This window comes from Bacillus sp. AK031 (genome assembly GCF_053903065.1).
The window spans coordinates 1,776,151-1,799,941 of record NZ_CP096424.1; the positions used below are offsets into that span (position 1 = coordinate 1,776,151).

The window sequence follows — 23,791 nt, forward strand, 5'->3', positions numbered from 1 at the left end:
TAATAGTTATAGAAATAGTCAATTGAAAAACCCCCTTCAAAATCAAGCACAACATGAAAAGCGTACTAATCATAAATTTTAAGGTAAAATAAGAAAAACGTATCATCAACCCAAATTAATTTGTTCGAAATCGGGTAAAGAGAAGTAAAGGTATTGTAAGGAGGAAAAGAGTATGGCGAAATTTTTAAAAAGACTCCGTTTTTTATTTAATATCAGAAGATCGATACCATTTTTGGTCGCATTCTTTAAATCAAGTTCTGTAAAAGGAACGAAAAAATTTTTATCAGTTGCATTAATTATAGGCTATATCCTGCTGCCTTTTGATATAATTCCCGATTGGCTGGTTATATTCGGTATAGTCGATGATATCGCTGTCTTCACCCTGATTTTGCAGCAAATCATTAAAATGGCACCAGATGAGTTGAAAGATAAGTATGATGTAAAGGTTTAGTTATTATAAAAACAGTTGACAAGAGTCATGTACCAGCATAATATGGAATTGTATTCAATAAATAAATCTCTATCGAAGGAGTAGTGTTGTATGTTAGGTGTCGTTCTTAACTAATCCGTAACTTTATACGGTCATTCATGAAGGCTGAGCAAACTGGGCGAAAATCCAGTAGTTCCATAAGCTTATTTAAGTATGCCTTTTTGACTGATAGTTAAGAACAATGATCATAGCATGCAAACAACTGCCTGCACTACTGTGTCGACGCACACAGTTTTTTTGTGTCACCATTTGGCGCAGCGGCACTTTCCTTTTGTATGATATCGAAACCGTAATGGACATTGTTCATTGCGGTTTTTTTGTATTATTCAAAAACCGGTATGCATGATTGTTGTTTTCGGATTAGTTAATTAAAAAATAAAGCTATTAAAAAACTACAAAAAAACTAATCAGGAGGAACTACCGTTGAACGAAAAAACGTTTAAACAATTAGAATTCAATAAAATCAAACAAGAAATCTCAAATTATGCACTTACCGATTCAGGTAAGAAAATGGTGAACTCACTCAGCCCCTCTTTCAACAAAAAACAAATCCGGTCCTGGCTGGATGAAGTTTCAGAAGCTGTTGAAATCCTGAGCAAAAGTGAGAGTGTTCCAATCCATGCACTGGATGGAATCGAAATGATTCTTTCCCAGATGAACAAAGGGACAGCACTGAGGCCCGACCAGTTCCAGAAGCTGATCCTGTTTCTCGATTGCTGTGAAAAACTGAAAAGGTTCATGAAGGATAAGGAATACATTGCTCCAAGGGTTTCATCCTACGTCTATTCGATTGAAGACATTCCCGGACTGCTGGAGGAGATTCAACGATGTATTCGAAACGGGCGAGTGGATGACTATGCCAGCAAGGAGCTTTTGAAAGTCAGGAAGCAAATCAGCATCCAGGAAGAAAGGCTGAAAGAAAAAGTCAACAGCATGATTAAATCAAACAAATATAAATCATATATACAGGAAGCCATTGTCAGCCAAAGAGGAGACCGGTATGTCATACCAGTAAAAAAGGAATACAGGGGAAAAATCAGAGGTGCGGTATTGGATACTTCGGCATCAGGTTCTACCTTATATATTGAACCTGAAGAGGTCGGTTATCAGCAGGATCAGTTAATGTATCTGAAAATGGAAGAAGACTCCGAAGTCGAAAGCATTTTACTTTATTTGACAGGCCTTGTTCAGCAGAATGAAAAAGAACTGAAGCTGGCTGTTGAAGTGATGATCAATTATGACCTTCTGTTTGCGAAAGCAAAATACAGTAAGGCTATTAGCGGGAACCCTGTTGAATTAAATGAGTCTCACTATATCTTGTTGAAAAATGCAAAGCACCCTCTCATCGGAAAAGAGGCTGTACCTCTCTCTATTGAATTGGGAAAAGAGTTTCATGCCTTGTTAATAACCGGCCCGAATACAGGTGGGAAAACGGTAACCATTAAAACTGTGGGCCTTCTTACTTTGATGGTTCAATGCGGCATCCATATTCCGGTCGATAAGGGAAGCCATATCAGCATCTTTCAAAAAATTCTCCTTGATATAGGGGACGGGCAAAGCTTGCAGCAAAACCTTAGTACATTCAGTTCCCACGTGAAAAACATTATTGAGATCCTTCAGGAAGCAAATGACAGGAGTTTAATTCTTTTAGACGAACTTGGTTCGGGCACCGATCCCGGCGAAGGGATGGGACTGGCGACTGCCATTCTACAGAAACTCTACGACAAGGGAGCTGCACTGTTGGCTACGACCCATTACAGTGAAATTAAAGAGTTTGCAGAGCGAGAAGAAGGGTTCTCAAATGGATCAATGGAATTCAATCTTGATTCATTAGAACCGACTTACAGGCTCATTGTGGGAAGAGGCGGAGAAAGCCAGGCATTTTCGATAGCTCTTAAATTGGGAATGCATCCCGAGCTTATTGAAACAGCTCACAAAGTCACTTACAAGACAGCAAAAACCTACCATGTCGAACGAGAGGATTATGAATACCGAAAGAACCTCGAGAAACAGGTGGCCATTAACCGCCACGCAAGGAGAAATCGCGAGGATAAAGATAGGAGTAAAGACAAAGTGACCCAATTTAAGATGGGTGATAATGTGAAAGTAACCTCAACGGGTGAGTATGCCATTGTCCAAAAAGGCCCCGATCAACTAGGGAACTACACCGTATTTATTAAGGGAGAGCAAGCAGAAATCAATCACAAACGGCTTGAATTGTATATTTCTGCGGAAGAAATGTATCCGGAGGATTATGATTTTGATATCGTATTTAAAACGAAGGAATACAGGAAACAGAATCATCAGATGAACCGAAAGCATGATGAAAAGAATGTTATTTTTCATGAAAAAACTGAATGATACAGTTTCGGTGTCCCTCGAAATGAGGGACATTTTTTTTGAGTAAGCAATTTACATAATTTTTAAGCAATATTGCCCCTCATTTTTGTTATAATTACGGTTGATAACTAAAGAGGTGGATTGTCCATGGAACCTAATAAACGATTCGAACAGCCAATGGAAATAAATAAAAAGAAACCTATTTTAAATAAAGTGAAGAGCCGGCTATTATATGTCGGCTTAACAATAGAGGCTGCAGGGAACCGCGCATGGAAAGGGGCTGCTGCAGGAGCAGCGGGGGTCCTGATCGTGTTTGCTGCTCTTTTCGGACTTGGTCTGGAGACCGGTCTTGGCTCTTTCGTGGATTTTTTGGTGGTTTTTATACCAGGAGCAGCTTTAGCATTATTAAGTCCTTATATACTTCTTCCTTTCATTATGCTTTTAAAGAAGATGCCGAGCCGGTTTTTGGCAGTTGTATCATCATCAGTTGTATTACTTGTCATTCTTCTGTCCCAGGTGAGAAGCACACAACATATTCTTCCACTAAGTTATGCCTTGATTGGTATCGGTATCATTTCAGGCGGGGGCATTGGATACTGGTGGAATTCGAGCCGGAAAAAAGGGGGGAACATACTGGTGCTTTGCTTTGGACTTGTCTGTCTCGGTGGATCTGCTGGTTGGCTGGTGTCTCCCGGGATTGAAAGATATCCCTTGCAGGCAGAAGGTGTTTCTCCAAAACAGCTCGAAGCTGATGATCCTTCACAAACTGGTAATTATCAAGTGAGTTCTTTTACTTATGGGAGCGGTACAGATAAGCGGCGTCTGCATTTCGGTGCTGAAGTAGATTACCATACGGATACAGTAAATGCTTCGCTTGTTGCAGGCGGCTGGAATAAATATAGAAGCTGGTATTGGGGCTTTGACAAAAATAAGGTCCCGGTGAACGGCACAGTCTGGATGCCGGAAGGAAAGGGAGAGTTCCCTCTGGTACTGATGGTTCATGGAAATCATAGGATGGAAGAATTTTCTGATACTGGCTATGCTTATCTGGGAGAACTATTGGCAAGCAGAGGGTATATCGCTGTTTCCCTGGATGAGAATTTTTTCAACACCTCGTCCTGGTCCGGGGGGCTGAATAATGAAATAAGCGCAAGAGCATGGATGATGCTGAAGCATTTGGATCAGATCAAGGACTTCGATCAATCCAAGAACAATCCTCTTTCTGAAAAAGTCGATTTTGACAATGTCGCCCTGCTTGGCCACTCAAGAGGAGGGCAGGCAGCTGCAGTGGCAGCTGAATATAACAAGCTTGAAAGGTATCCGAACAACGGGATCCTGACCTTCAACTTTGATTATAATATTAAATCGGTGATTGCCATCGCCCCGACGGATTACTTTACCTTAGGCGATAAACCTGTGCAATTGGAAAACATAAATTACTTTCTTCTCCATGGATCATATGACAGTGACCTCTCTGAATTCAGTGGAGATCGTCAATATGATGGAGTGAAGTTCACGGATGGGAACGAGTGGTTCAAATCCTCCATTTACATCCACGGTGCCAATCACGGCCAGTTCAATACGGTATGGGGAGATAATGATACTGCTTTTCCGATGAGTTTGTTCATTAATAAAAAACCGCTTATTGAAGGGGACGAGCAGAGGCAGGTTGCCAAAACGTATATTTCCGCCTTTTTAGACACTACGCTGAAAGGGAATGAGGAATATAAACCAATGTTCCGGGACTACAGTTATGCACTGGATTGGCTTCCCGATACTGTGTATGTCAACAGGTACCAAGACAACAGCTTTATTGTGATGAACGATTATGAAAATGATTATGAACTGACAACAGGGAATATTGAAGGTTTTGACTTCAAGGGAGCAAGACTGAGGATTTGGAGTGAAGGTATGCTGAAAACAAGAGAAGATGCAGATAGGGACAATTACGGGGCCTATCTGAAATGGAATCAAAGCTATTCCGATGCTGGTAAATATGAAATGAAAGTTCCGGATAGCTATTTTGCCGAAGAAACAATCAGCGAAGATGATTTATTCACATTTTCAGCTGCTAATCTTGGAGAAAGCAATAATCTTTCTGATTTCTCGATTAGGATGGAAACCTCAAGCGGAGAAACTAGCGAATTCTCATTAAATGAATGGCTGCCGCTCGCACCTCCTCTTCACATTCAGCATACGAAGACATGGTTCTATCAAAAAGCTAGATATGGCAGTTCTCATGAGCCGGTCTTACAAACATTCAGCATTCCTTTCAGCAAGTTATCAGAAGAGGGAAAAATAAAGATTTCCGACGTGACTAAAATAGCATTTGTTTTTAACAAAAGCAGCGAAGGATATATCTACCTGGACGAAATTGGGATAGATAAGGCTGGTCATTAAAGAACAGAAGCAGAGGCATAATGCTTCTGTTTTTTTTTTTTTTTTGATAAATCGCAGGTGAAATAAAAGTAAGGAGAAAATGATCTTATAGCCAAGAGTATGTTTTGACACGGATATGGGAATTCTAGTGGGTGAAAATGAAGGAGGTAATTCAAATGAAAAAATTGATTTTCCCATTGGTTTCCGTGTTCACATTACTGCTTGCCGGTTGTAATCTGAATGATGATGAACTTGGGCAGGATGGAGAAGACGGCGGCATGGGTGTACAGCAGGTCCGTTATAATACAACGAACACTGGTGAAAATAATATATATGGTGAAGCAAATCCTGCGGACCCTACATATGGCATGACAGATAAGATGGCGAATAAAGTAATGAAACTTTATGAGGTCGAGCGGGCGTATGTTTATATGAAAGGCGAAGATGCTTATGCTGCAATTGTACTCGAAAATCGGCTTGATAGTGAAGTTGGTGACGAGTTGCAGCGAAAAATAAAAGAATCTGTAATTAGTGTAAATAACGATATACAAAATGTATATGTGACAACCGACCGGGGATTAGTCAATGAGTTAAAGACTTACCGTAAACAAATTCATAGCGGCGAAGCGGTCAGGGACCTGGGTGACAGAATAGGTGAAAGAGTCACAAGACTGTTCCCAAATGTTCAATAAGGTATTCTTTTACTTCTCCATTGGTTGATGGGGGAGTTTTTTTACGCTCATTGGTAAAACCCAAGGTGCCAGAGGGAAAAATAGGATAACAAACATTATCATTTGAAACTGCTTGTGATTTTCATTTACACTTTAATAGTAGGCTAACTAGATAACTGCATTTAATAGAGAAAAGCGCAAAGAGGGTGTTCAAATGACTAATAAAATCTATGAAGAATTCAGCAGTCTGATACAGGAAAAAAGTGGAGAACTGGCACAAGAAGTCACAAAAAGACAAAATGAAAAATATCCGGAATTACAGTCAATATCGAATGATATGTTTTCAATGAGAGAAGAATTAGTTAACTTGTTTGCCGAGTCTTTTATACTCAATGAAGAGAAAAGGAAAGAAAACTTCATGAACTGGGGAAAAAAAGCCGGGACGAAGTGTGCCACATTAAATACCAGTCTCGAAGAAATGCTTAACGAGGTTCCAGAGTATAGGGACATTATTGGCGACATGCTGAAAGCAAAAGCAAAAGAATATGATCTGTCGATAGATCAATTTTATGAAATGCTCAGCATATTAGTATCGGCTATCAGTGATGTCACCTGCTACTTCAGTCTCCCATTTGTAGATTACCAGGCTGACCAGCTGAAGAACTCTAAAGAGGCATTGTTTGAATTATCGGTTCCGGTCATTCCGATATCCGACGACATTGCCGTACTTCCTCTAGTAGGGGATATTGATACCAGCAGGGCTAAGCTTATGCTGGAAAAAGCTTTGGAGAAAAGTGCGAAGCTTAAGGTGAATTACTTTATACTTGACTTGTCGGGTGTTCCGATTATTGATACTTATGTAGCTCAAATCATCTTCCAATTAATCGATTCACTTGAATTGATCGGTGTCAAAGCGAAGGTGACCGGTATGACACCTGATATCGTTCAGACAGTTGTTAACCTGGGGATAGACTTTCAAAAAATCCAAACCTACTCCAGCTTAAAACAAGCAATTAATATCATTAACGGTAGATAAGAAGTATATAGGCTGAGTGGCATATGTTCATGCCGCCAGCTTTTTTTCTATGCTGTAATGGAAAATGATTTTCTCACTGACTCTTTTCAGCTATAATAGAAAGGTTGAACGTGTAATTTATTGCATAGGGTGGAGGGGAACCCAATGGGCCAGAGTGCAAGCAAGCCGGAAACAAGACAAATGGCGACAATTTACGGAGTGCTTTTAGCCATAAGTTCCGGTCATTTCATCAATGACACACTTCAGGCAGTCGTACCCGCGATGTTTCCGATTGTTGAAAAATCGTTAAGCTTAAGCTATACACAAATAGGCTGGATTGCCTTTGTCTTAAATATGACCTCATCATTATTGCAGCCTGTGTTTGGATATTATGCAGATATAAAGTCCCGTCCGTTTCTCCTGCCATTAGGCATGCTTTCCAGCTTAATCGGCTTGATCGGCTTTGCATTATCCAATAATTTTCTCTTTCTTCTCATGTCTGTCCTGTTCATCGGATTTGGATCGGCTATTTTCCACCCAGAAGGGTCAAGGGTAGCCTATTTAGCCGCAGGAAATAAGAGAGGGCTTGCGCAATCAATCTACCAAGTCGGTGGGAATACGGGTCAATCTCTCGCACCGATTATCACTGCCTTCATATTTGTACCGTTAGGTCAAAAAGGGGCGCTCTTGTTTACAGTAGCTGCTGCTATGGGAATCATTGTTCTCGTCCGTGTGTCGAAATGGTATAAAGGGATACTTGAGTCTAATAATACTGCCTTTATGAAAAATAAGGATAAGCAGCAGCCTAAGCTAAGAAGGGAAATACATAAGAAAATTAAAATGGCTATGCTCCTGGTTGTGTTCCTTGTATTTGCAAGGTCATGGTACGGTGCAGGAATTTCTAATTACTATCAGTTTTATTTGATAGAAGATTATGGGCTCAGCATCAAACAGGCCCAGTTGTATATTTTCACCTTCATGTTTGCCGGTGTGCTCGGAACCTTCTTTGGCGGCCCGCTAGCGGACCGTTTTGGAAAGAGAAATATCATTTTCCTTTCCATGCTCGGGTCGGCCCCGTTGACGATTTTACTGCCATACCTTCCGTTGACCGTGGTCATTCCGGTATTTTTCCTGATCGGATTCATCCTGTCTTCGAGCTTCAGTGTAACCGTCGTATATGCCCAGGAACTTTTACCGCAGAAAATCGGCATGGTCTCCGGGTTGACTGTCGGGCTCGCATTTGGAATGGGTGCAGTGGGCTCTGTCCTGTTTGGAAGTCTTGCTGACGTGATCAGTATCCGATTCGTGATGATCCTTTGCAGCTTCCTTCCGCTTTTGGGCGTGTTGACATGGCTTTTGCCAAAGGACAAAGAGATCAGGGATTATAACGCGATATAAGAAAGAAACTATTGAACAAATGACATTTGGGTAAAGATAAATAATAATACCAATTTAGGGGGATATGCATTATGGCTAAAGAGCTGGAAGCAGGAACAGTGCAAGTTTTAACAGTTGATCGCGAAGTCGATTTTGGCTATTTTTTAACAAACGGCGAGGAAGATGTCTTGCTCCACTATTCACAGATTGAAGGTGAAATTGATGTTGATGACGAGGTAAAAGTTTTCCTGTTTCATGATAAAGAAGTCAGATTGACCGCAACCATGCACATTCCAAAAATACAAATCGGTTCATATGGATGGACTGAGGTCGTCGATGTAAAATCAGGTCTCGGTGTTTTTGTGGATATTGGATTAATGAAAGACATCCTTGTTTCTTCCGATGATCTTCCTATATATGAAGATTTATGGCCTGCGCCTGGCGACAAACTTTATCTTTCATTGAGAGGGGATAAAAATGGGCGTCTTTACGGGAAATTGGCCACGGAGAATATTATTGGCCAAATCGCGAGAAGAGCATCCAAGGATATGTTGAAGGCCAAAGTGAAAGGGCGGGTATACCGACTGCTTAAGGTAGGAACATTTTTGTTGACAGAACAGGGATACCGCTGCTTTGTCCATGAAAATGAAAGAAGAGAAGAGCCAAGGCTGGGTGAACTGGTAGAAGGCCGTGTCATCGACGTGAAAGACGACGGCAGCCTCAACGTGTCCTTCCTGCCTTTGAAACAAGACAAGATGGATGAGGATGCAGATATCATCACGGATTATATGGACAGCAGGGGCGGAGCAATGCCGCTCTGGGACAAGAGCCAGCCGGAACAGATTAAAGACAAGCTCGGATTAAGCAAAGCTTCCTTCAAAAGGGCTATGGGCAAATTGATGAAAGAAGGCCGGGTCTATCAGGAAGAAGGATGGACGTATTATAAAAAACAGGATTGATTGTTTGGAAACGCAAGGGCTGGTGGCCTTTGCGTTTTTTTTTGAACCGTTCTAGAATCTGATTTCAGAATTCAATCTCGTATTTAATTAGAGAGAATTCCTTATTCTAATTAACTCTTCACTACCTAATAAAGCTTTAAATTAACTGAAAGAGGGACATCATATGGATCTGAGCATCCAGTTGATGTCGTTCGCTTCCAAGGCGAGGGTATGATTCTGTTTCCTGAATAAGGATTCAGAACAAAAAAAGGAACTTACAACTAAAAAGTCGTAAGTTCCATCTTAAACTATTTCTCTAATGCACTCACACCTGAGGTGGCTACATCTTTTTTCACCTTTTTGATAGGCAGGAAAGTACCGAGCAGAGCGATTGCAGCTGATCCATACAATACTGCTTCATATCCATTAAGAGCTATCACCGAAAGTATTCCGAAGACCAGCAAATCCAGAGCAGAATCGACAATTGACAGCAGCGAAATGGTCGTTGCCCTGATTCCAGAAGGGATAAGGTCATTGCTTAGCTGGGAATAGATCGGATACCTGATTGCTCTTACATATCTCAGGACAAAGAATGCTCCGATAACCACCCACAGTGATTGTGAAAGCATGGCAGACAGCAGAAGGCCTGCGACTGCAAATAGGCCGGTTGCATGCATCAGGAAGATTCTGGTGAATTTTCCGGTCAGCCATCCAATCGAATTGGAAGCAAAATAGCCTAGTAAAGCCGAGCAGGCATACATAACACCGAGCAAATAGACAGGCAGTCCTGCGTCCGTCATCAACGGCTGGTCAAAATAGCCATATACAGCACCGGCAGGGATGAACACGAGAGTGACGTTCAGGAACATGATCAACAGTTGCGGCGCCTTCCGGATGACAGATAATCCCTCTTTTACTTGAGAAAATGGATTTTCCCGATAAGGACTTTCAACCTTAGGATTTTTCACCATAAATACAAATACAATTTCAATAATATGAAATGCCAAAGCAAGTAATATCAATAATTGAAACTGTTCGTCCTGCAGGTCTTTAGCGAGGTAAGATCCAAAAAGGACTGCGAAAATGGAGGAAATGAATCCTGCCGATTGAATTTTTCCCATTGCTCTGTCCATGAAGTCATTTTCTCCACTTTCTTTCAGTGAATCATAAATGAGTGCCTCATCTGCACCTGAAAAGAAAGTGACAGAGAAACCGTTCAAGGCGCTGTACAAAAAGAACATCCATGGATCATAGGCAAATAATAGAAGGCCTATACTTATAAATTTCAGCGCAGACCCGGTTATGAAAGAGGCCTTTGCACCGAACCGATCGGCAAAAATTCCTGTCGGGACTTCTCCCAGCAATACTGCTCCGCTCCAGAACATCAACACGATAAGGATATCGGAAGAATCCAATCCCCTTTCCATGTAAAAAAGTGTAATGACAGGCTGCAGAAAACTGATGGTGCCAAAAAACTGAACCCAGAATAGGGCTCTGATATTATGTGATGCGATAGTTTGTTTTTTCAATTTAACATTCTCCTGTTTCTATTAAAGTGTTTTTTAAATAGAAAGGCAGGAGTGTGCTGTTAACTTATTCAAAAAACAGAATTAACCGTTCACTCCTCCTTTGTTGGCGTGTAGTACGGATAGTGTTTTTGACATGTAAATTCCTCCTTAAATTATCTGAATTAATATTACCATATTGTTCTAATTTTGGTATACAAATATTTTTCACCAGATTGAAAGTCCCACCTGCCCGCACGGATTGTGAACTATTGAATATGTTATTTACGAATCCAATTTAAGGAGGTCATAAATATGAGTGCAGGTTACAATGGAGGATTTGCGCTGATTGTTGTTTTGTTCATCTTGTTGATTATCGTGGGTGCGGGAGCATTTTCAGGCGGCTACGGCGGAGGATACGGTTACTAAAATTGAAGAGGGCCTGGTTTCAGGTCCTTTTTTGTTTTTGATTATTAATTGAAACACCCTCTGATATCCGAGGGTGTTCTTTGATCTTATAGACTGTCATTTTGCTGTTTCATTTCTTCTCTTGCCATGATTTCATTGGCAAATTCCAGGTCTTGATGTTCATTGACTGAATCTCCCGGATAAGGTTCATTCACATCAAGGTAGGCACCATGTCCTGAAACAGCAGCCATTTGCTTGTCTTCTCCCGCTTTGCCTGGAGACTGGTCTTTTTTCATTCTTATTCACTCCTTCTTCCTCTTTAGCATGTCCTTTCGAAAGTGAATCATTAGTTTTTTAAAGGTACGGAATCAAAAAGAATCAGGTTCAAGGGGCAACACTACAGAGACAGTTTTAAAGTTCTCCTCAAATGGGCTGGTCTTCAATAAACAAATTTCTCAAAGCAATGAAGCCCGAAAAAGCACAAAAACAGAGTGGGATTTCGCCGAAGCGATTAACCACTCTGTTTTTGTTCCAAGTTTTGTTTTTTTCGTTACATATAAAGGAGTCTGGGTAAGTAGGAGTGTGCCTGGGTAAAAGACACACTCATTACTGCTGATTTTTATAAAGAAAGAGATTCTTCCCAGTGTTCTTCAATGAATTCGTCTCTACCAGATTTGGCACGGTCTGCTTTATAATGATTCGGGTTTTTCTTGTAGTAATCTTGATGATACTCTTCAGCAGGGTAAAAAGGTGCAGCCGGAAGGACTTTGGTTACGATCGGTTTGGCGAATCGTCCGCTGTCTTCTATTACTTTCCGTGACTCTTCAGCCATTTCCCGTTGCCATTCAGTGTGATAGAAGATAGCCGTTCGGTATGAGTCTCCTCTGTCATGGAATTGTCCACCGTCATCGGTTGGATCGATTTGAGGCCAGTATAGTTCAAGGAGCTGTTTATAAGAAAAAACCGCTGGATCGAATGTTATTTGAACGACCTCATAATGGCCGCTGTCACCTTTTTTAACATCTCTGTAAGTAGGGTTTTCTATATGGCCGCCGGAATAGCCGGAGATTACGCTTTTGATGCCGGGCATCTGGTCGAAGGGTTTTACCATGCACCAGAAGCAGCCGCCGGCAAATGTAGCTTTTTCAGTTTGTTCCATAGTTAAAGCACTCCCCGATAGTTCAATTTGCTTTTGTCTATTAAAGTGTTAAAACAATAAAATCAATAAAGGAATTTTATCACCTATTGTCAGTCAGTACAATCAAAAAATCTTGAATTAAGCATTTTTTTCTTGCGCAAAGAATCTTTGGGGTGAAATATAGGAAATGTAACAGCCACTTTTGTCAAACAAGATTTATTGTACTGAAAACCATGTTGTTCTTCCTCCAGGAAATATAGATGCCAAGTTTGAGTTTGAATCATTTTATGTAAGGAAAAAGAAGGGGAAACAGGGAATATTCTAACGTGGCATGCATAATCCTAAAGCTATGCTTCATAAAGAGAATTATGATTTATCCGGTTCATGTCTTTTAGCAATAATAGAGGTGTGAACGATTAATGAGATAGGAGGAGGAGCATTTATGAACAAAACATACGACTGTATTATTGTCGGGGGCGGCATCGCCGGGCTGCAGGCTGCTATTCAACTGGGAAGGTATGAACATGATGTTCTGGTTGTCGATGCGAATGACGGACGTTCTGCCATATGCCGATGTTATCACAACCTGCTGGGCTGGCCGGATGGAGTCAGTGGGGAAAAACTTCGTTCACTTGGCAGGCAGCACGCTGAATCCTATGGTGTGGAGTTTCAACTGGACCGTGTGATGCAGGCGAGAGAGGATAAGGGAGAGTTCATATTAAGTGGTAATGAGGGAAATCATTATGTCGGCCGTAAATTGCTTCTTGCCACTGGTGTGATGGACAATATTCCTGATATTAAAGACCTGGATCCTTGTCTGGGCCTTTCCGTGTATGTGTGTCCCGATTGTGACGGATATGAAGTTAGAGACAAAAGAGTTGTTATCCTTGGCTCAGGCGAAACAGGAGCCGAAATGGCTCAAACCCTCAGTTACTGGAGTCAGGATATAGTGTTTGTCAACCATCAGGGGAAGGGAATTTCTGGTAAAACGATGGGTGAACTAAAAGAAAGTAAGATCAGCTATGTAGAAGGTAACATCACAGAAGCGATTGTGGAAGGAGAAAGCAGCTTTAAAGGAATCCGTCTTGACAGCGGAGAAGAAATCAAAGGGGAGCGGGGTTTTATAGCTTTTGGAGGAAATAAGGTACACACTGAACTTGCAGAACAGCTGGGTGTCGACATTATGGAGAATAGGCACATCAATGCAGATGCCAGGTCCAAAGAAACCAATGTAAAGGGTGTGTGGGCAGCAGGGGATATTGTCGCACATTCTGAACAAGTTTCCACCGCAATGGGAGATGGGTCAATAGCAGCGATCTGGATTCATAAAAAACTGCTTTCTGATAAGAAATAAAAATATATGCTTTACAAACTGGTTCAGATTTTTTAATATGAGACTATACCTCATAATTCTAGGTAGGTGAAAATATGTTCAATCGTGAACTGGTTAAAGGGAGTACTTCTCTTCTTCTTCTGCAATTATTAAACGAAAAAGATATGTATGGGTATGAGCTGGTAAAGGAAATGGAAAAGCGGTCTGAAAACAATCTGCAAGTAAAAGAAGGAACATTATATCCTGCTCTCCACAAACTTGAAAAGCAGGAATACATTGAGTTTTACTGGCAGGAGCAGACGAAAGGGCCGGCACGGAAATATTATAAAATCACTGATGAAGGAAAAGAAATCCTGAAAGAACGGACAAAAGAATGGAATCGTTTTGTCAATATGATGAATAAGATGATTGGAAAACCGGGACATGATTCAATCTAGAGACAGCTTCCTCGGTGAACTTGAGGACCTTTTGGCTTCCCATCAAGATAAAGGACGTGTCTTAAGAGAGTATGAAGAACACATCAATCACCTGATGGAGGAAATGGACGAGGCTGACAAAGATAAACTGACCTGTTTGATTCATGAGAAAATCGGTACACCCAAAGAAATAGCCTCGATATGGAATGCAGAATGGTCAGTTACACCAGGCAAAACACAATGGCTTTTTGTATCGGCAAATATTTTGCTTTTCATCAGTGGAAGCATTTTAACACTCCTCTACAATCAGTATTCATGGGGTTGGCTTCACGTTTTCTGGATGAAGCTGACAGGGGTCCCTTCCGTCATCATCGCAGTGTATATCGTGTTCTGGGTATTGCTTGGGTATGAGATAGGTAAGGAATTTGGTTCAAAAGGGAAGACGCTTTTGTTTAGGACGATGCTCCTGAGCCTGATCCCAAACATATTATTGATGAATCTTGTATTGTTTCATTTAATCCCTCATGAATGGTTTGATCCGCTGTTAAATCGTTCCTTCATCATGACTTGCATTTTATTTACCATCTTGCTTTTTCCGATCAGTTGGTTTGGATACAGGTGGGGAAGAAGAGCCTCTGTGTAGAACGCTCTTTTTTTACCATAGTACATAGGATTACTATATAAGTAGAATAACAATATAGGGGGAGAAATTATGAAGAAAAAAAACAAAGTGCTCATTGTCTGTTGTATCATTATGGGAATGATTGCTAACTGGCTTTTTATCGACCATTCATTAGGGGTGTCAGTTTTGCTGTTCGTTACATTTTACTATTGTTTATTTTATTGGCAGATTAGAGGGAGAGTTGTATCCAATCGAAAAATCGGTTTTCTTTTGATGTTATCTGTGCTGGCTTTATCCTTGAGTTACTTTTTATATTGGAATATTGTATTTTATTTATTAAATCTCATTGTACTGCCCGCCTTAATAATCATTCACTCGGTATTGATCACCAGGAAAGCTACCACTGCCTGGAACAGTCCCAGGTTTATCGTTTTCATGTTTTCTCTTTTAGGACATTGGATTTCATTTGCTGCCGGCCGTTTGAGCCTGGTGAAAAATATCTTTCAAAGAAAAGTGGCCACAGGGACGTACCGGACTCTCAAACTTGTAATTATAGGGCTGGCAATCTCTGTACCGCTTGTCATGTTCACCGGGCTTCTGTTGATATCAGCAGATAATCATTTTGCAGACCTAATAGGCAAACTGCCAGTCAAAGTGTCCAACCTGCACCTTGGTGATGAATTCTTCAGGTTTGTGTTTATACTGCTGGTGTCATTAGCGCTGTACTCCTTCTTGAAAGTCATCATTAATAAAAATGAATCTTTGTGGGAAGAAGCTAAAGGACCAAGGATGAAATGGGAAAGTATCATTGTTCTAACTGTACTGTTTTCGCTGAATGCACTTTATGCTCTGTTTACGGTGGTACAGTTCCAGTATTTCTTCAGCGGATCACTCGCCAGCGGGTTTACTTATGCAGATTATGCAAGAAGGGGTTTCTTTGAATTGGTCGTCGTGACACTCTTCAATTGGTCGATTGTCGTGGCTGTCATCAAAACGGCTGCAGATGAGAGTACGGCTGTAAAATCAGTGAAGAACATACTGCTTACGTTACTGATCGTGATGAGCGGTATCATGCTGTATTCAGCTTTTATGCGATTACACTTATATGAAGAAGCATACGGATTCACGCTGTCCCGCATTCTGGCACATGCTGCTATGGGGTTAATCGGTGTCATACTGTCGTTCACTCTCCTGAAGATCTGGTATGACCGATTATCATTAAGCCGATTTTATATCATAACATTCCTGCTTTTTTACAGTGCATTAAACATCATTGATCTTAATGGATGGATAGTGGATAGCAATATTCAGCGATTCCAGGAGACGGGTAAGATTGATTTGCATTATTTTGAACAAATGTCATATCCAGGAACACTTGGACTTATCGAATTATATAAAAAAGACCCAGATATTCCTGGTTTAAGAGAAGTTTTGGAAAGGGAAATGAATGAAGCGCAATATTGGGAAATAAGCTGGCAGTCGAGTAATCTGGACAAAAAAAGAGCGTTTGAAGCCTTGGAAGAGCTCGACTTTCATTAACTTGCGCACTGATACCTAGAATTGCTATGTAAAAGGGGAATATAAGGTGAAAAAGATAGTGTATACCATTGTGTTACTCTTCATATTTCTGGTCTCTAATCTGTTTGGACCTTATAATATGTTTCAGGATATAAATGCAGATGCTATTTTAAAAGATGTCCAACTTAAAATGCATTTTACTACTAATCCAGTTCAATCAGCAGACTATTTAGGGAATGGCACCTATCTGATTGTTACCTCAGAAGGAACGGAATATGTCGCTAGGCAAGAATATTTTTCAATGATGAATTACAAATGGAAAATATATAAACAGGACAGGGGAGATAGGAATGAGTAGACAAGCAGTGATTTTTGATATGGATGGAACCCTTTTTAAAACGGATAAAGTATTGATTGCTGCATTGGAGAAGACCTTCGCGTGTCTGAGAGGATTAAACCAATGGGAAGGAGAAGCACCGGTCGAACAATATTTGAAAATCATGGGTGTGCCGCTGCCAGAAGTGTGGCAAAATCTTCTGCCTATGCATGAACAGCAGCTTCATGATAAGGTCAATCGGATCTTTCACATCCACCTTTTCCGGGAAATCAGGAGCGGGAATGGCGAGCTTTACCCGAATGTATTGTCCCATTTGGAAACAATGGCAAAAGACTATCGTTTATTCATAGCAAGCAACGGACTTCATTCATATTTACTGGAAATCATAAATCATTTCAAATTAACAGACTACTTTCAAGGAGTATACAGCATTGAAGCCTGTCCATCAGGAAAAAAAGGAGATTTGGTGGCAATGATAATAGATGATCACCATCTTTCTTCAGCCATCATGGTGGGGGACAGAAGCTCGGACATTCTTGCAGGAAAACAGAACAACCTATATACAGTTGGTTGTTCATGGGGCTTCGCTGCAGAGGGGGAGCTTGATGAGGCAGATGTCGTTATGAAATCGTTTGTGGAAATAGAAGACATCTTGGAAACACAGAAGGTTCACATATAAGAGAAATTAAGCCTGTAACTTTGCTGCAGGCTTTTTTTATGTAACTCGAGCAGAGTATTCAATAGGCTGTTTTCTTAAAAATTGTGATTTTTCATCTCGTATTTTATATAAAGTGTTGTTGATTATAGCGGAAATCATTCTATTTAATTGGAATCAATTTATCCCTTTTACCGAAAAAATGCGATAATGTACGAACAGTATCGTCTAATGAATAGATAACTATTTTTTTGAGGAGAAACCGATGTCTAAACAGGAGAAAATATCAGAATGGTTTCATCGATACAGTGATGATGTGTTCCACTTCCTCATCTACCGGATGGGAACCGGCGACGTGGAGGATCTGGTGCAGGAAGTCTTTATCCGTGCGATCAGGGGGATTGATTCGTTCAATGGGAACTCAAGTCCAAAAACATGGCTTTTCAGTATTGCCAGAAACCTCGCTATTGATGAAATGAAAAGCAAAAGGTGGAAAAGGATCATCCCTTTTCAGCCCTTCCATGAACCCAAAAGCGAGATTACACCAGAGAAGCTTTTTCAAGAAAATGAAGAAACTCAAGAGCTTTATAAAGCAATCAGAAAACTTAAAGACAATTATCGGGACGTCATTATTTTAAGGGGAATCAAGGAATTTTCCGTGGATGAGACAGCAGAAATACTGAACTGGACACCAAATAAGGTAAGGTCAACCTATCACAGGGCAAAATCGGCATTACAGAAACAGTTGGGAGGATAGTGTATGCATGATTCAAGGAAGGATGAGCTGGACTCCAAGTTAAAGTCCATGCCTGTTGTGAAAATAGATGATGCCTACAAAAAAGAAATGCATCAAAATTTAATGGAGCAAGTCGTCATACATGAAAATATGAGCATGAAACAGCGACTGAAAAATCGTATCCTTGTTTCCATCGGAAGCCTGTTGGTTGTTGGATTTTTGCTGCTGTTAGTTTATATATCCATGGGTGGAGAAATAAATGGATTCAGCATGGGAAAGGGAGAAAATGTCGTTATGCATTATGACAGCGTTGAAAACTATGCTGCTTTTCAGGAATTCCTGGAAGATATAGAGGAACGAAGGAATTCAACTATCAGCGTGACCAGTTATGGGATTGAGGGACAGGAGTGGGTTCGTTCTCTTGATTATAATGGGTACAACATTGCGGTTAAACTTATGGTGGATGGTGAGTTTATCGAAAGCCATTTCTGTACATCAATCCTAACAAAAGAGATGAAAGACACTTTAGAATACACTCTAAATCAATGTGGAAAGACGAAAACGGAATATCCTTTTTTGATAGTGCCTAAATCAATTTACGATTCAAAAGAATTGCATACTAGTAATTACTTTTAAAAATGATTACAGAGTTACTAATTCTTGATATGATCGATTGGATCGGAAATCAGGCAACATATAATTAACAAGAACTTCAACAAAGCCAATATATATAATAAGGAAAGAACTTGATTTATGAGCTGAATGGCCATGTGCACCTTCTATCAATGTAAAAGAAAATAAGTATTGTCATTTTTACTCGAATGCTATACAATCACTTAGTAGTTTACTAGTGAAACTTTTAGCGGTTTTTATCGTCTAATCTACTAGAATAAATTTAAGTTGTTTTTCTATAAAAAAGGATCTGGATTAAAATTCAGAAAAACAGCCAAAACCAAAGAAGGTGCATGTATGAATTCACGCTTGGAATATAAAAAGAAAAGGAAAAGAAGAGGCCTTAAAACGGTTCTATTCTTACTATTTATGATAACACTTCTACTGGGATATGCAGGTATTCAGTACTACCAGGGCACTCAAATGGCTTCAGGTGAAGGAGCGGAACCTAAAGAAGAAAATTATACATTCAATGGTGTTAAAGATGAAAACGGCCGAATTAACGTCTTGCTGCTTGGAGTAGACAGCCGTGGTGAAGAACAATCAAGGACGGACACAATGATGATTGCCCAAATTGATCCGGAAACAAATGAGACCAAGCTTGTCTCCTTTATGAGAGACATGTATGTCGAGATTCCCGGTTACCAAAACTATAAGTTGAATACCGCTTTCTTCTTAGGAGGGCCGGATCTGTTGAGACAATCATTAAAACAGAATTTTGGCGTAGATGTACAATATTATATGATTGTCGATTTTAAGGGGTTTGAACAGTCCATTGATATTTTGGCTCCTGATGGAATTGAAATGAATGTCGAAAAAGCAATGTCGGAAAATATCGGGGTTTCCCTGCAGCCTGGGCTGCAAAACCTGGATGGCAAAGAGCTTCTCGGATATGCCCGGTTCCGTGCAGATGCGGAGGGAGATCACGGCAGGGTTGAAAGACAGCAGCAGGTTATCACTGCTGTTAAGGATGAGGCTTTAAGTATCGGAAGTGTAACCAAGCTTCCGAAGATGATAGGTGCTGCCCAGCCTTATATAGAAACGAACATGAGCAAGCTTGATCAGATTGGCATAGTAAAAGACATCTTCCTTGGTACAAGCAGTGATATTCAAAAGCTGACGATTCCTGTGAAAGATTCATATACGGATGGATACTATCAACATGCAGGTGCCGTTCTGGAAGTGGACTTCGATACAAACAAAGCTGCACTGCAGGAATTTTTAAACCAATAATACAATGCTAGAACCAGGCATTTACTGCCTGGTTCTTTTTTATATGTTCAGTTTGTTTCCTAACAAGAATGGTTGTGGATTTGTACTTGATAGCAGCAATTCTAAAAAGAATAGCTTTAAAAATTCAAAATATATTTTTTTCATCAATGGTCTGTTTTTTGCCCAAGAAGGCTTTCATGCCAAGCTTCATAGAGTTAATTTTCTGATTAATCAGGTAATATATGCGAAAAAATAATCGTGATATAACGTCCTGTGGCCGTATATATGGGGATTATTGCTTATTAGAAACGCTCATCCCGAAATGGTAACGCTTACACTCACTAATTCAATCATATACACCAAACATTGTAAAAACCCCTTGAATATGAAATTGTACGTGTTACGATTGTAAACGTTGAAAAAAGAGCGAACAAAAATGCGAACAAAACGTGAAATTGAATTGACTATGAAAGTTAAAAACGAAAACAAAACCAAACATTGGGAGAGGATTTATTTGCTAAACAAACAAAGAGTTGCTTTTCTGGGTGCAGGTAATATGGCAGAGGCGATGATTTCAGGGATCGTTGAATCAAACAAAATTCCAACTGAACAAGTTATCGTTTCCAACCGAAGCAATCAAGGGCGTTTGCAAGAACTGAAAGCAAAATATGATATTACGGCCGTTACAAAAGATCAATTAAATTTTGATGAAATCGATATGTTGATCCTGGCGATGAAGCCTAAGGACATTGATGCTGTATTAGAATCAATAAAAGATCAAATCAATCCAAAAACAGTGATTCTTTCCGTGCTTGCGGGAATTACAACGGAACATATGGAAGACGGTCTTCCCCAAGGACAAAAAGTAATCCGCGTTATGCCGAATACTTCCAGCATGATGAGAGAATCTGCAACCGCTATTGCTGCAGGAGAGTACACAAATGCTGAAGAAATGAGTACAGCGAAAGAATTACTTGAATGCATTGGTGAAGTTTATACCATCAAAGAAGAGAAGATGGATATCTTTACAGGAATCGCCGGCAGTGGTCCAGCATACTTTTACTATCTAATGGAGCACATCGAGAAAGCTGGAGAAGAAAGCGGTCTTGAACCGGAAGTAGCCCGTCAAATCGGAGCACAAACCATTCTTGGTGCAGCAAAGATGATCATGGAAAGAGACGAAACACCCGCAGAGTTACGTGAAAATGTAACATCCCCGAATGGAACCACAGCCGCTGGGCTAGATGCACTTGCAAAATTTGGCGGAGGAGAAGCAATCTCGCAAGCCGTCAAAGGAGCAGAAAAACGTTCAAAAGAAATCAGTTCCCAATTCAAAAAAGTATTAGTAGCCAACTAGTGATAAGAAGGGAAACCCCTTCGCTGCATTAACGCATTACCGCAGCGGGGGACAGTCCCTTGATAAGTTAACGCGTTACTGCATTAGTGCATTAAAAGGGCCTGTCCCTCTTAGTGGATTAACGCATTAAAGGATCGATATAAATATTTATTTAACAGGAGTGATATGATGTCTCCGGACACCAAGAAGAAGCGAATCGTAATCAAAATAGGAAGCAGTTCTTTAACAAGCCTTCACGGGGAGATGAGCCGCAGAAAGCTGGAAAGATTGACAGACGAGGTTGTTCGTTTGAAAGATGACGGCCATGAAGTATTGCTTGTGTCATCAGGTGCCGTTGCAGCAGGGTATAGAAAGCTGGGCTGCCTTACAAGACCAAGCACACTTCCGGAAAAGCAAGCAGCAGCATCTATCGGTCAAGGATTGTTAATCGAAGCTTACTCTGACCTATTTTTATCAAACGGTTATGTAGCTTCTCAAATTCTCATCACGAGAAGCGACTTCTCTGATGAAAATCGCTATAACAATGCGAAAAACACAATAAATGTCCTGCTTGAACGCGGCATCATCCCAATTGTTAACGAAAACGATACCGTAACAATCGACCGCCTTAAATTCGGTGATAACGACACACTTTCTGCGAAGGTCGCCGGACTTGTAGATGCAGATAAGCTGATTATCCTTTCTGACATTGACGGACTTTATAATGATGATCCACGCAAAAATAAAGATGCCAAGCTTCTTGACCAAGTGAATGAAATCACTCCGGAGATAGAAGATATGGCAGGTGAACCTGGAAGCTCTGTAGGTACAGGCGGAATGCGTTCGAAAATCGATGCTTTCAAGATTTCGATGGCATCAGGCATCCCTGCATTCCTGGGTAAATCAGGTGTAGCTAATATCATTTATGATGCGGTTCAGCATACAGCAACAGGAACGTATTTCGAATCAAAAGAAGATGTCGTGAACCTGGATACAAAACAGCAGTGGATTGCATTCAACTCAGGACCGGAAGGCGAAATCACGATTGATAATGATGCAAAGAAATTAATCCTTGAAAGCAAAAAAAGCTTGAGCGCAGCAGGGATCTACGCTGTTAAAGGAAGATTCAAGAGTGGCGCTGTCGTCAGGATTGCAGACCTGAACGGCGAAGAGATCGGTCTGGGTGTCGTCAATTACAACAATGAAGAGCTTAAGAAATTTAACGGAATGCCGGAAGAAGAATTAGAAAAGTATGAAGAAGCCGCAGTGGAAATTGATCACCTGGTGTGTCACATAGAAGTGCCGATTCCTGTAGGCGTCTAACAAATATAAAACCAAGTAAATAAATCACTTTACGGAGGTATTGGATGACAACACTAACCAAAACGAATGTAGAAGAACAGGCAATTGCAGCAAAGAAAGCAGCTAAAGCCTTATCACTTTTGACAACAGAAGAAAAAAATCATGCATTATTGACACTTGCAAATACACTGGAAGAGCAGTTTGAAACAATCCTGGAAGCAAATGAAAAGGATTTAAACAGAGGCCGTGAAAAGGGCTTTGATGAAGCATTCATGGACCGTTTATCTTTATCCAAAGACCGTATCTTTGATTTTGCGAACGGACTTCGTGAAGTTGCAAATCTTGAAGATCCAACTGGTTTGACAGTTAGCGACTGGACATTGGAAAATGATTTGAATGTTGCTAAAGTGACAGTTCCTCTTGGCGTCATCGGCATGATTTATGAAGCACGCCCTAATGTTACGGTCGATGCAACTGGTCTTGCTTTGAAATCAGGTAATGCCATCATATTGAAAGGTGGATCCAATGCTATCACTTCCAACAAAGCGATTGTGGATGTTATGCATAATGCACTGGAAGAAACCAAGATTCCAAAGGAAGCTGTTCAGTTCATCAATACCACTGACCGTGAAGCGACTCAACAGCTGTTCACAATGAAAGAGCATGTTGATGTATTGATCCCACGCGGAGGCGGCGCATTGATCAATGCTGTTGTTAACAATGCGACAGTTCCTGTTCTTGAAACAGGTGTAGGTAATTGCCATATTTACATTGATAAAGATGCAAAAACAGAAATGGCGCTAAACATTCTTATCAATGCAAAAACAGACCGTCCGGCAGTATGCAACGCAGCAGAAACAGTGATTGTTCATAAAGAATGGCTGGCTGACAACAAGGAAGAGTTAATTGCTGCTTTTAAAGACAATAACGTCTCTGCACATGGCGATGAGTATGCATGTGAAGTCATCCCAGGCTGCACACCTGCAGGAGAACAGGATTGGGCTAATGAATACCTAAGCCTTGATATTGCTGTTAAAACAGTCGATACAACGGATGAAGCAATCGACCATATCGAGAAATACGGTACAAAACATTCGGAAGCAATCATCACCGAAAATGCAGATACAGCGAAAATGTTTATGACATTGGTAGACGCTGCGGCCATCTATCACAATGCATCCACTCGTTTCACTGATGGGGGAGCGCTTGGATTTGGTGCAGAGATCGGAATCTCTACTCAAAAACTGCATGCACGCGGACCAATGGGGTTGCCTGCATTGACTACGGTTAAATATATGATGACTGGAAACGGCCAGGTTCGATAAATTTCGTCAGGAAGAGTGTTCCCTTTTTTAAGGGGCACTTTTTTTGTTTCTAGGGTTAAATTTTCT

Annotated in this window: 23 protein-coding genes; 20 read left to right on the forward strand and 3 right to left on the reverse strand. The window is 40.6% G+C overall.

From position 1 onward, the window contains the following. The first annotated feature begins 172 nt into the window (after window positions 1-172). The 7 genes from M1E09_RS08955 to M1E09_RS08985 all read left to right on the forward strand — a co-directional run bounded on the left by M1E09_RS08955 (window position 173) and on the right by M1E09_RS08985 (window position 9,231). Window positions 173-451: a YkvA family protein gene (locus tag M1E09_RS08955; RefSeq protein WP_456274490.1), complete on the forward strand. Its 279-nt coding sequence runs from the start codon at window positions 173-175 to the stop codon at window positions 449-451. Window positions 452-913: 462 nt separating this feature from the next. After that, a complete protein-coding gene (locus M1E09_RS08960; protein WP_456274491.1) occupies window positions 914-2,851 on the forward strand; it encodes an endonuclease MutS2 in 1,938 nt (645 codons plus the stop codon). 126 nt (window positions 2,852-2,977) lie between these two features. After that, window positions 2,978-5,230, forward strand: coding sequence for an alpha/beta hydrolase family protein (locus M1E09_RS08965; protein WP_456274492.1), 2,253 nt, complete (start codon window positions 2,978-2,980; stop codon window positions 5,228-5,230). A gap of 155 nt (window positions 5,231-5,385) precedes the next feature. After that, window positions 5,386-5,901 (forward strand): YhcN/YlaJ family sporulation lipoprotein, encoded by a 516-nt coding sequence (locus M1E09_RS08970; RefSeq protein WP_456274493.1) that lies wholly within the window; start codon window positions 5,386-5,388, stop codon window positions 5,899-5,901. Between the two features lie 193 nt (window positions 5,902-6,094). Beyond that, window positions 6,095-6,916, forward strand: coding sequence for an STAS domain-containing protein (locus M1E09_RS08975; RefSeq protein WP_456274494.1), 822 nt, complete (start codon window positions 6,095-6,097; stop codon window positions 6,914-6,916). A 144-nt stretch (window positions 6,917-7,060) separates the two neighbouring features. Continuing rightward, window positions 7,061-8,293 (forward strand): MFS transporter, encoded by a 1,233-nt coding sequence (locus M1E09_RS08980; RefSeq protein WP_456274495.1) that lies wholly within the window; start codon window positions 7,061-7,063, stop codon window positions 8,291-8,293. Window positions 8,294-8,364: 71 nt separating this feature from the next. Beyond that, window positions 8,365-9,231 (forward strand): CvfB family protein, encoded by an 867-nt coding sequence (locus tag M1E09_RS08985; RefSeq protein ID WP_456274496.1) that lies wholly within the window; start codon window positions 8,365-8,367, stop codon window positions 9,229-9,231. A gap of 287 nt (window positions 9,232-9,518) precedes the next feature. Here M1E09_RS08985 and M1E09_RS08990 read toward each other — a convergent pair whose 3' ends face one another. Continuing rightward, window positions 9,519-10,739, reverse strand: coding sequence for an MFS transporter (locus M1E09_RS08990; protein WP_456274497.1), 1,221 nt, complete (start codon window positions 10,737-10,739; stop codon window positions 9,519-9,521). Between the two features lie 291 nt (window positions 10,740-11,030). Between M1E09_RS08990 and M1E09_RS08995 the strand changes: the two genes are divergently transcribed. After that, entirely contained in the window at window positions 11,031-11,144 is a 114-nt protein-coding gene (locus M1E09_RS08995; RefSeq protein WP_456274498.1) for a YjcZ family sporulation protein, read from the forward strand. A gap of 86 nt (window positions 11,145-11,230) precedes the next feature. Here M1E09_RS08995 and M1E09_RS09000 read toward each other — a convergent pair whose 3' ends face one another. Next, the gene (locus M1E09_RS09000; RefSeq protein ID WP_456274499.1) at window positions 11,231-11,419 is read right to left on the reverse strand and encodes a hypothetical protein; all 189 of its coding nucleotides are present in this window, start codon (window positions 11,417-11,419) and stop codon (window positions 11,231-11,233) included. 323 nt (window positions 11,420-11,742) lie between these two features. Beyond that, window positions 11,743-12,282: a peptide-methionine (S)-S-oxide reductase MsrA gene (msrA, locus tag M1E09_RS09005; RefSeq protein ID WP_456274500.1), complete on the reverse strand. Its 540-nt coding sequence runs from the start codon at window positions 12,280-12,282 to the stop codon at window positions 11,743-11,745. A 421-nt stretch (window positions 12,283-12,703) separates the two neighbouring features. Here msrA and M1E09_RS09010 point away from each other — a divergent pair, with 421 nt between their 5' ends. From M1E09_RS09010 to M1E09_RS09065, 12 genes are all read left to right on the forward strand, one after another. Continuing rightward, window positions 12,704-13,615: an NAD(P)/FAD-dependent oxidoreductase gene (locus tag M1E09_RS09010; protein WP_456274501.1), complete on the forward strand. Its 912-nt coding sequence runs from the start codon at window positions 12,704-12,706 to the stop codon at window positions 13,613-13,615. 74 nt (window positions 13,616-13,689) lie between these two features. Then, window positions 13,690-14,031 (forward strand): PadR family transcriptional regulator, encoded by a 342-nt coding sequence (locus M1E09_RS09015; protein ID WP_456274502.1) that lies wholly within the window; start codon window positions 13,690-13,692, stop codon window positions 14,029-14,031. Then, window positions 14,018-14,653, forward strand: coding sequence for an HAAS signaling domain-containing protein (locus tag M1E09_RS09020; protein ID WP_456274503.1), 636 nt, complete (start codon window positions 14,018-14,020; stop codon window positions 14,651-14,653). Before M1E09_RS09015 ends, M1E09_RS09020 begins: the two co-directional genes overlap by 14 nt. Window positions 14,654-14,722: 69 nt before the next feature. After that, entirely contained in the window at window positions 14,723-16,171 is a 1,449-nt protein-coding gene (locus M1E09_RS09025; RefSeq protein ID WP_456274504.1) for a DUF4153 domain-containing protein, read from the forward strand. A gap of 46 nt (window positions 16,172-16,217) precedes the next feature. After that, window positions 16,218-16,508, forward strand: coding sequence for a hypothetical protein (locus tag M1E09_RS09030; RefSeq protein WP_456274505.1), 291 nt, complete (start codon window positions 16,218-16,220; stop codon window positions 16,506-16,508). Beyond that, complete coding sequence (locus tag M1E09_RS09035; RefSeq protein WP_456274506.1) at window positions 16,501-17,166, forward strand: HAD hydrolase-like protein; 666 nt, start codon at window positions 16,501-16,503, stop codon at window positions 17,164-17,166. Before M1E09_RS09030 ends, M1E09_RS09035 begins: the two co-directional genes overlap by 8 nt. Before the next feature lie 241 nt (window positions 17,167-17,407). Beyond that, window positions 17,408-17,899, forward strand: a complete 492-nt coding sequence (locus tag M1E09_RS09040) for an RNA polymerase sigma factor (protein WP_456274507.1) — start codon at window positions 17,408-17,410, stop codon at window positions 17,897-17,899. Between the two features lie 3 nt (window positions 17,900-17,902). Then, window positions 17,903-18,514, forward strand: a complete 612-nt coding sequence (locus M1E09_RS09045) for a hypothetical protein (protein WP_456274508.1) — start codon at window positions 17,903-17,905, stop codon at window positions 18,512-18,514. Window positions 18,515-18,847: 333 nt separating this feature from the next. Continuing rightward, window positions 18,848-19,783, forward strand: a complete 936-nt coding sequence (locus M1E09_RS09050) for an LCP family protein (protein WP_456274509.1) — start codon at window positions 18,848-18,850, stop codon at window positions 19,781-19,783. Between the two features lie 445 nt (window positions 19,784-20,228). After that, complete coding sequence (proC, locus tag M1E09_RS09055) at window positions 20,229-21,119, forward strand: pyrroline-5-carboxylate reductase (RefSeq protein ID WP_456274949.1); 891 nt, start codon at window positions 20,229-20,231, stop codon at window positions 21,117-21,119. A 168-nt stretch (window positions 21,120-21,287) separates the two neighbouring features. Next, a complete protein-coding gene (gene proB / locus M1E09_RS09060; RefSeq protein WP_456274950.1) occupies window positions 21,288-22,421 on the forward strand; it encodes a glutamate 5-kinase in 1,134 nt (377 codons plus the stop codon). Window positions 22,422-22,465: 44 nt separating this feature from the next. Further along, on the forward strand, window positions 22,466-23,725 hold the full coding sequence (locus M1E09_RS09065; RefSeq protein WP_456274510.1) for a glutamate-5-semialdehyde dehydrogenase: 1,260 nt from the start codon (window positions 22,466-22,468) through the stop codon (window positions 23,723-23,725). Window positions 23,726-23,791 lie beyond the last annotated feature (66 nt).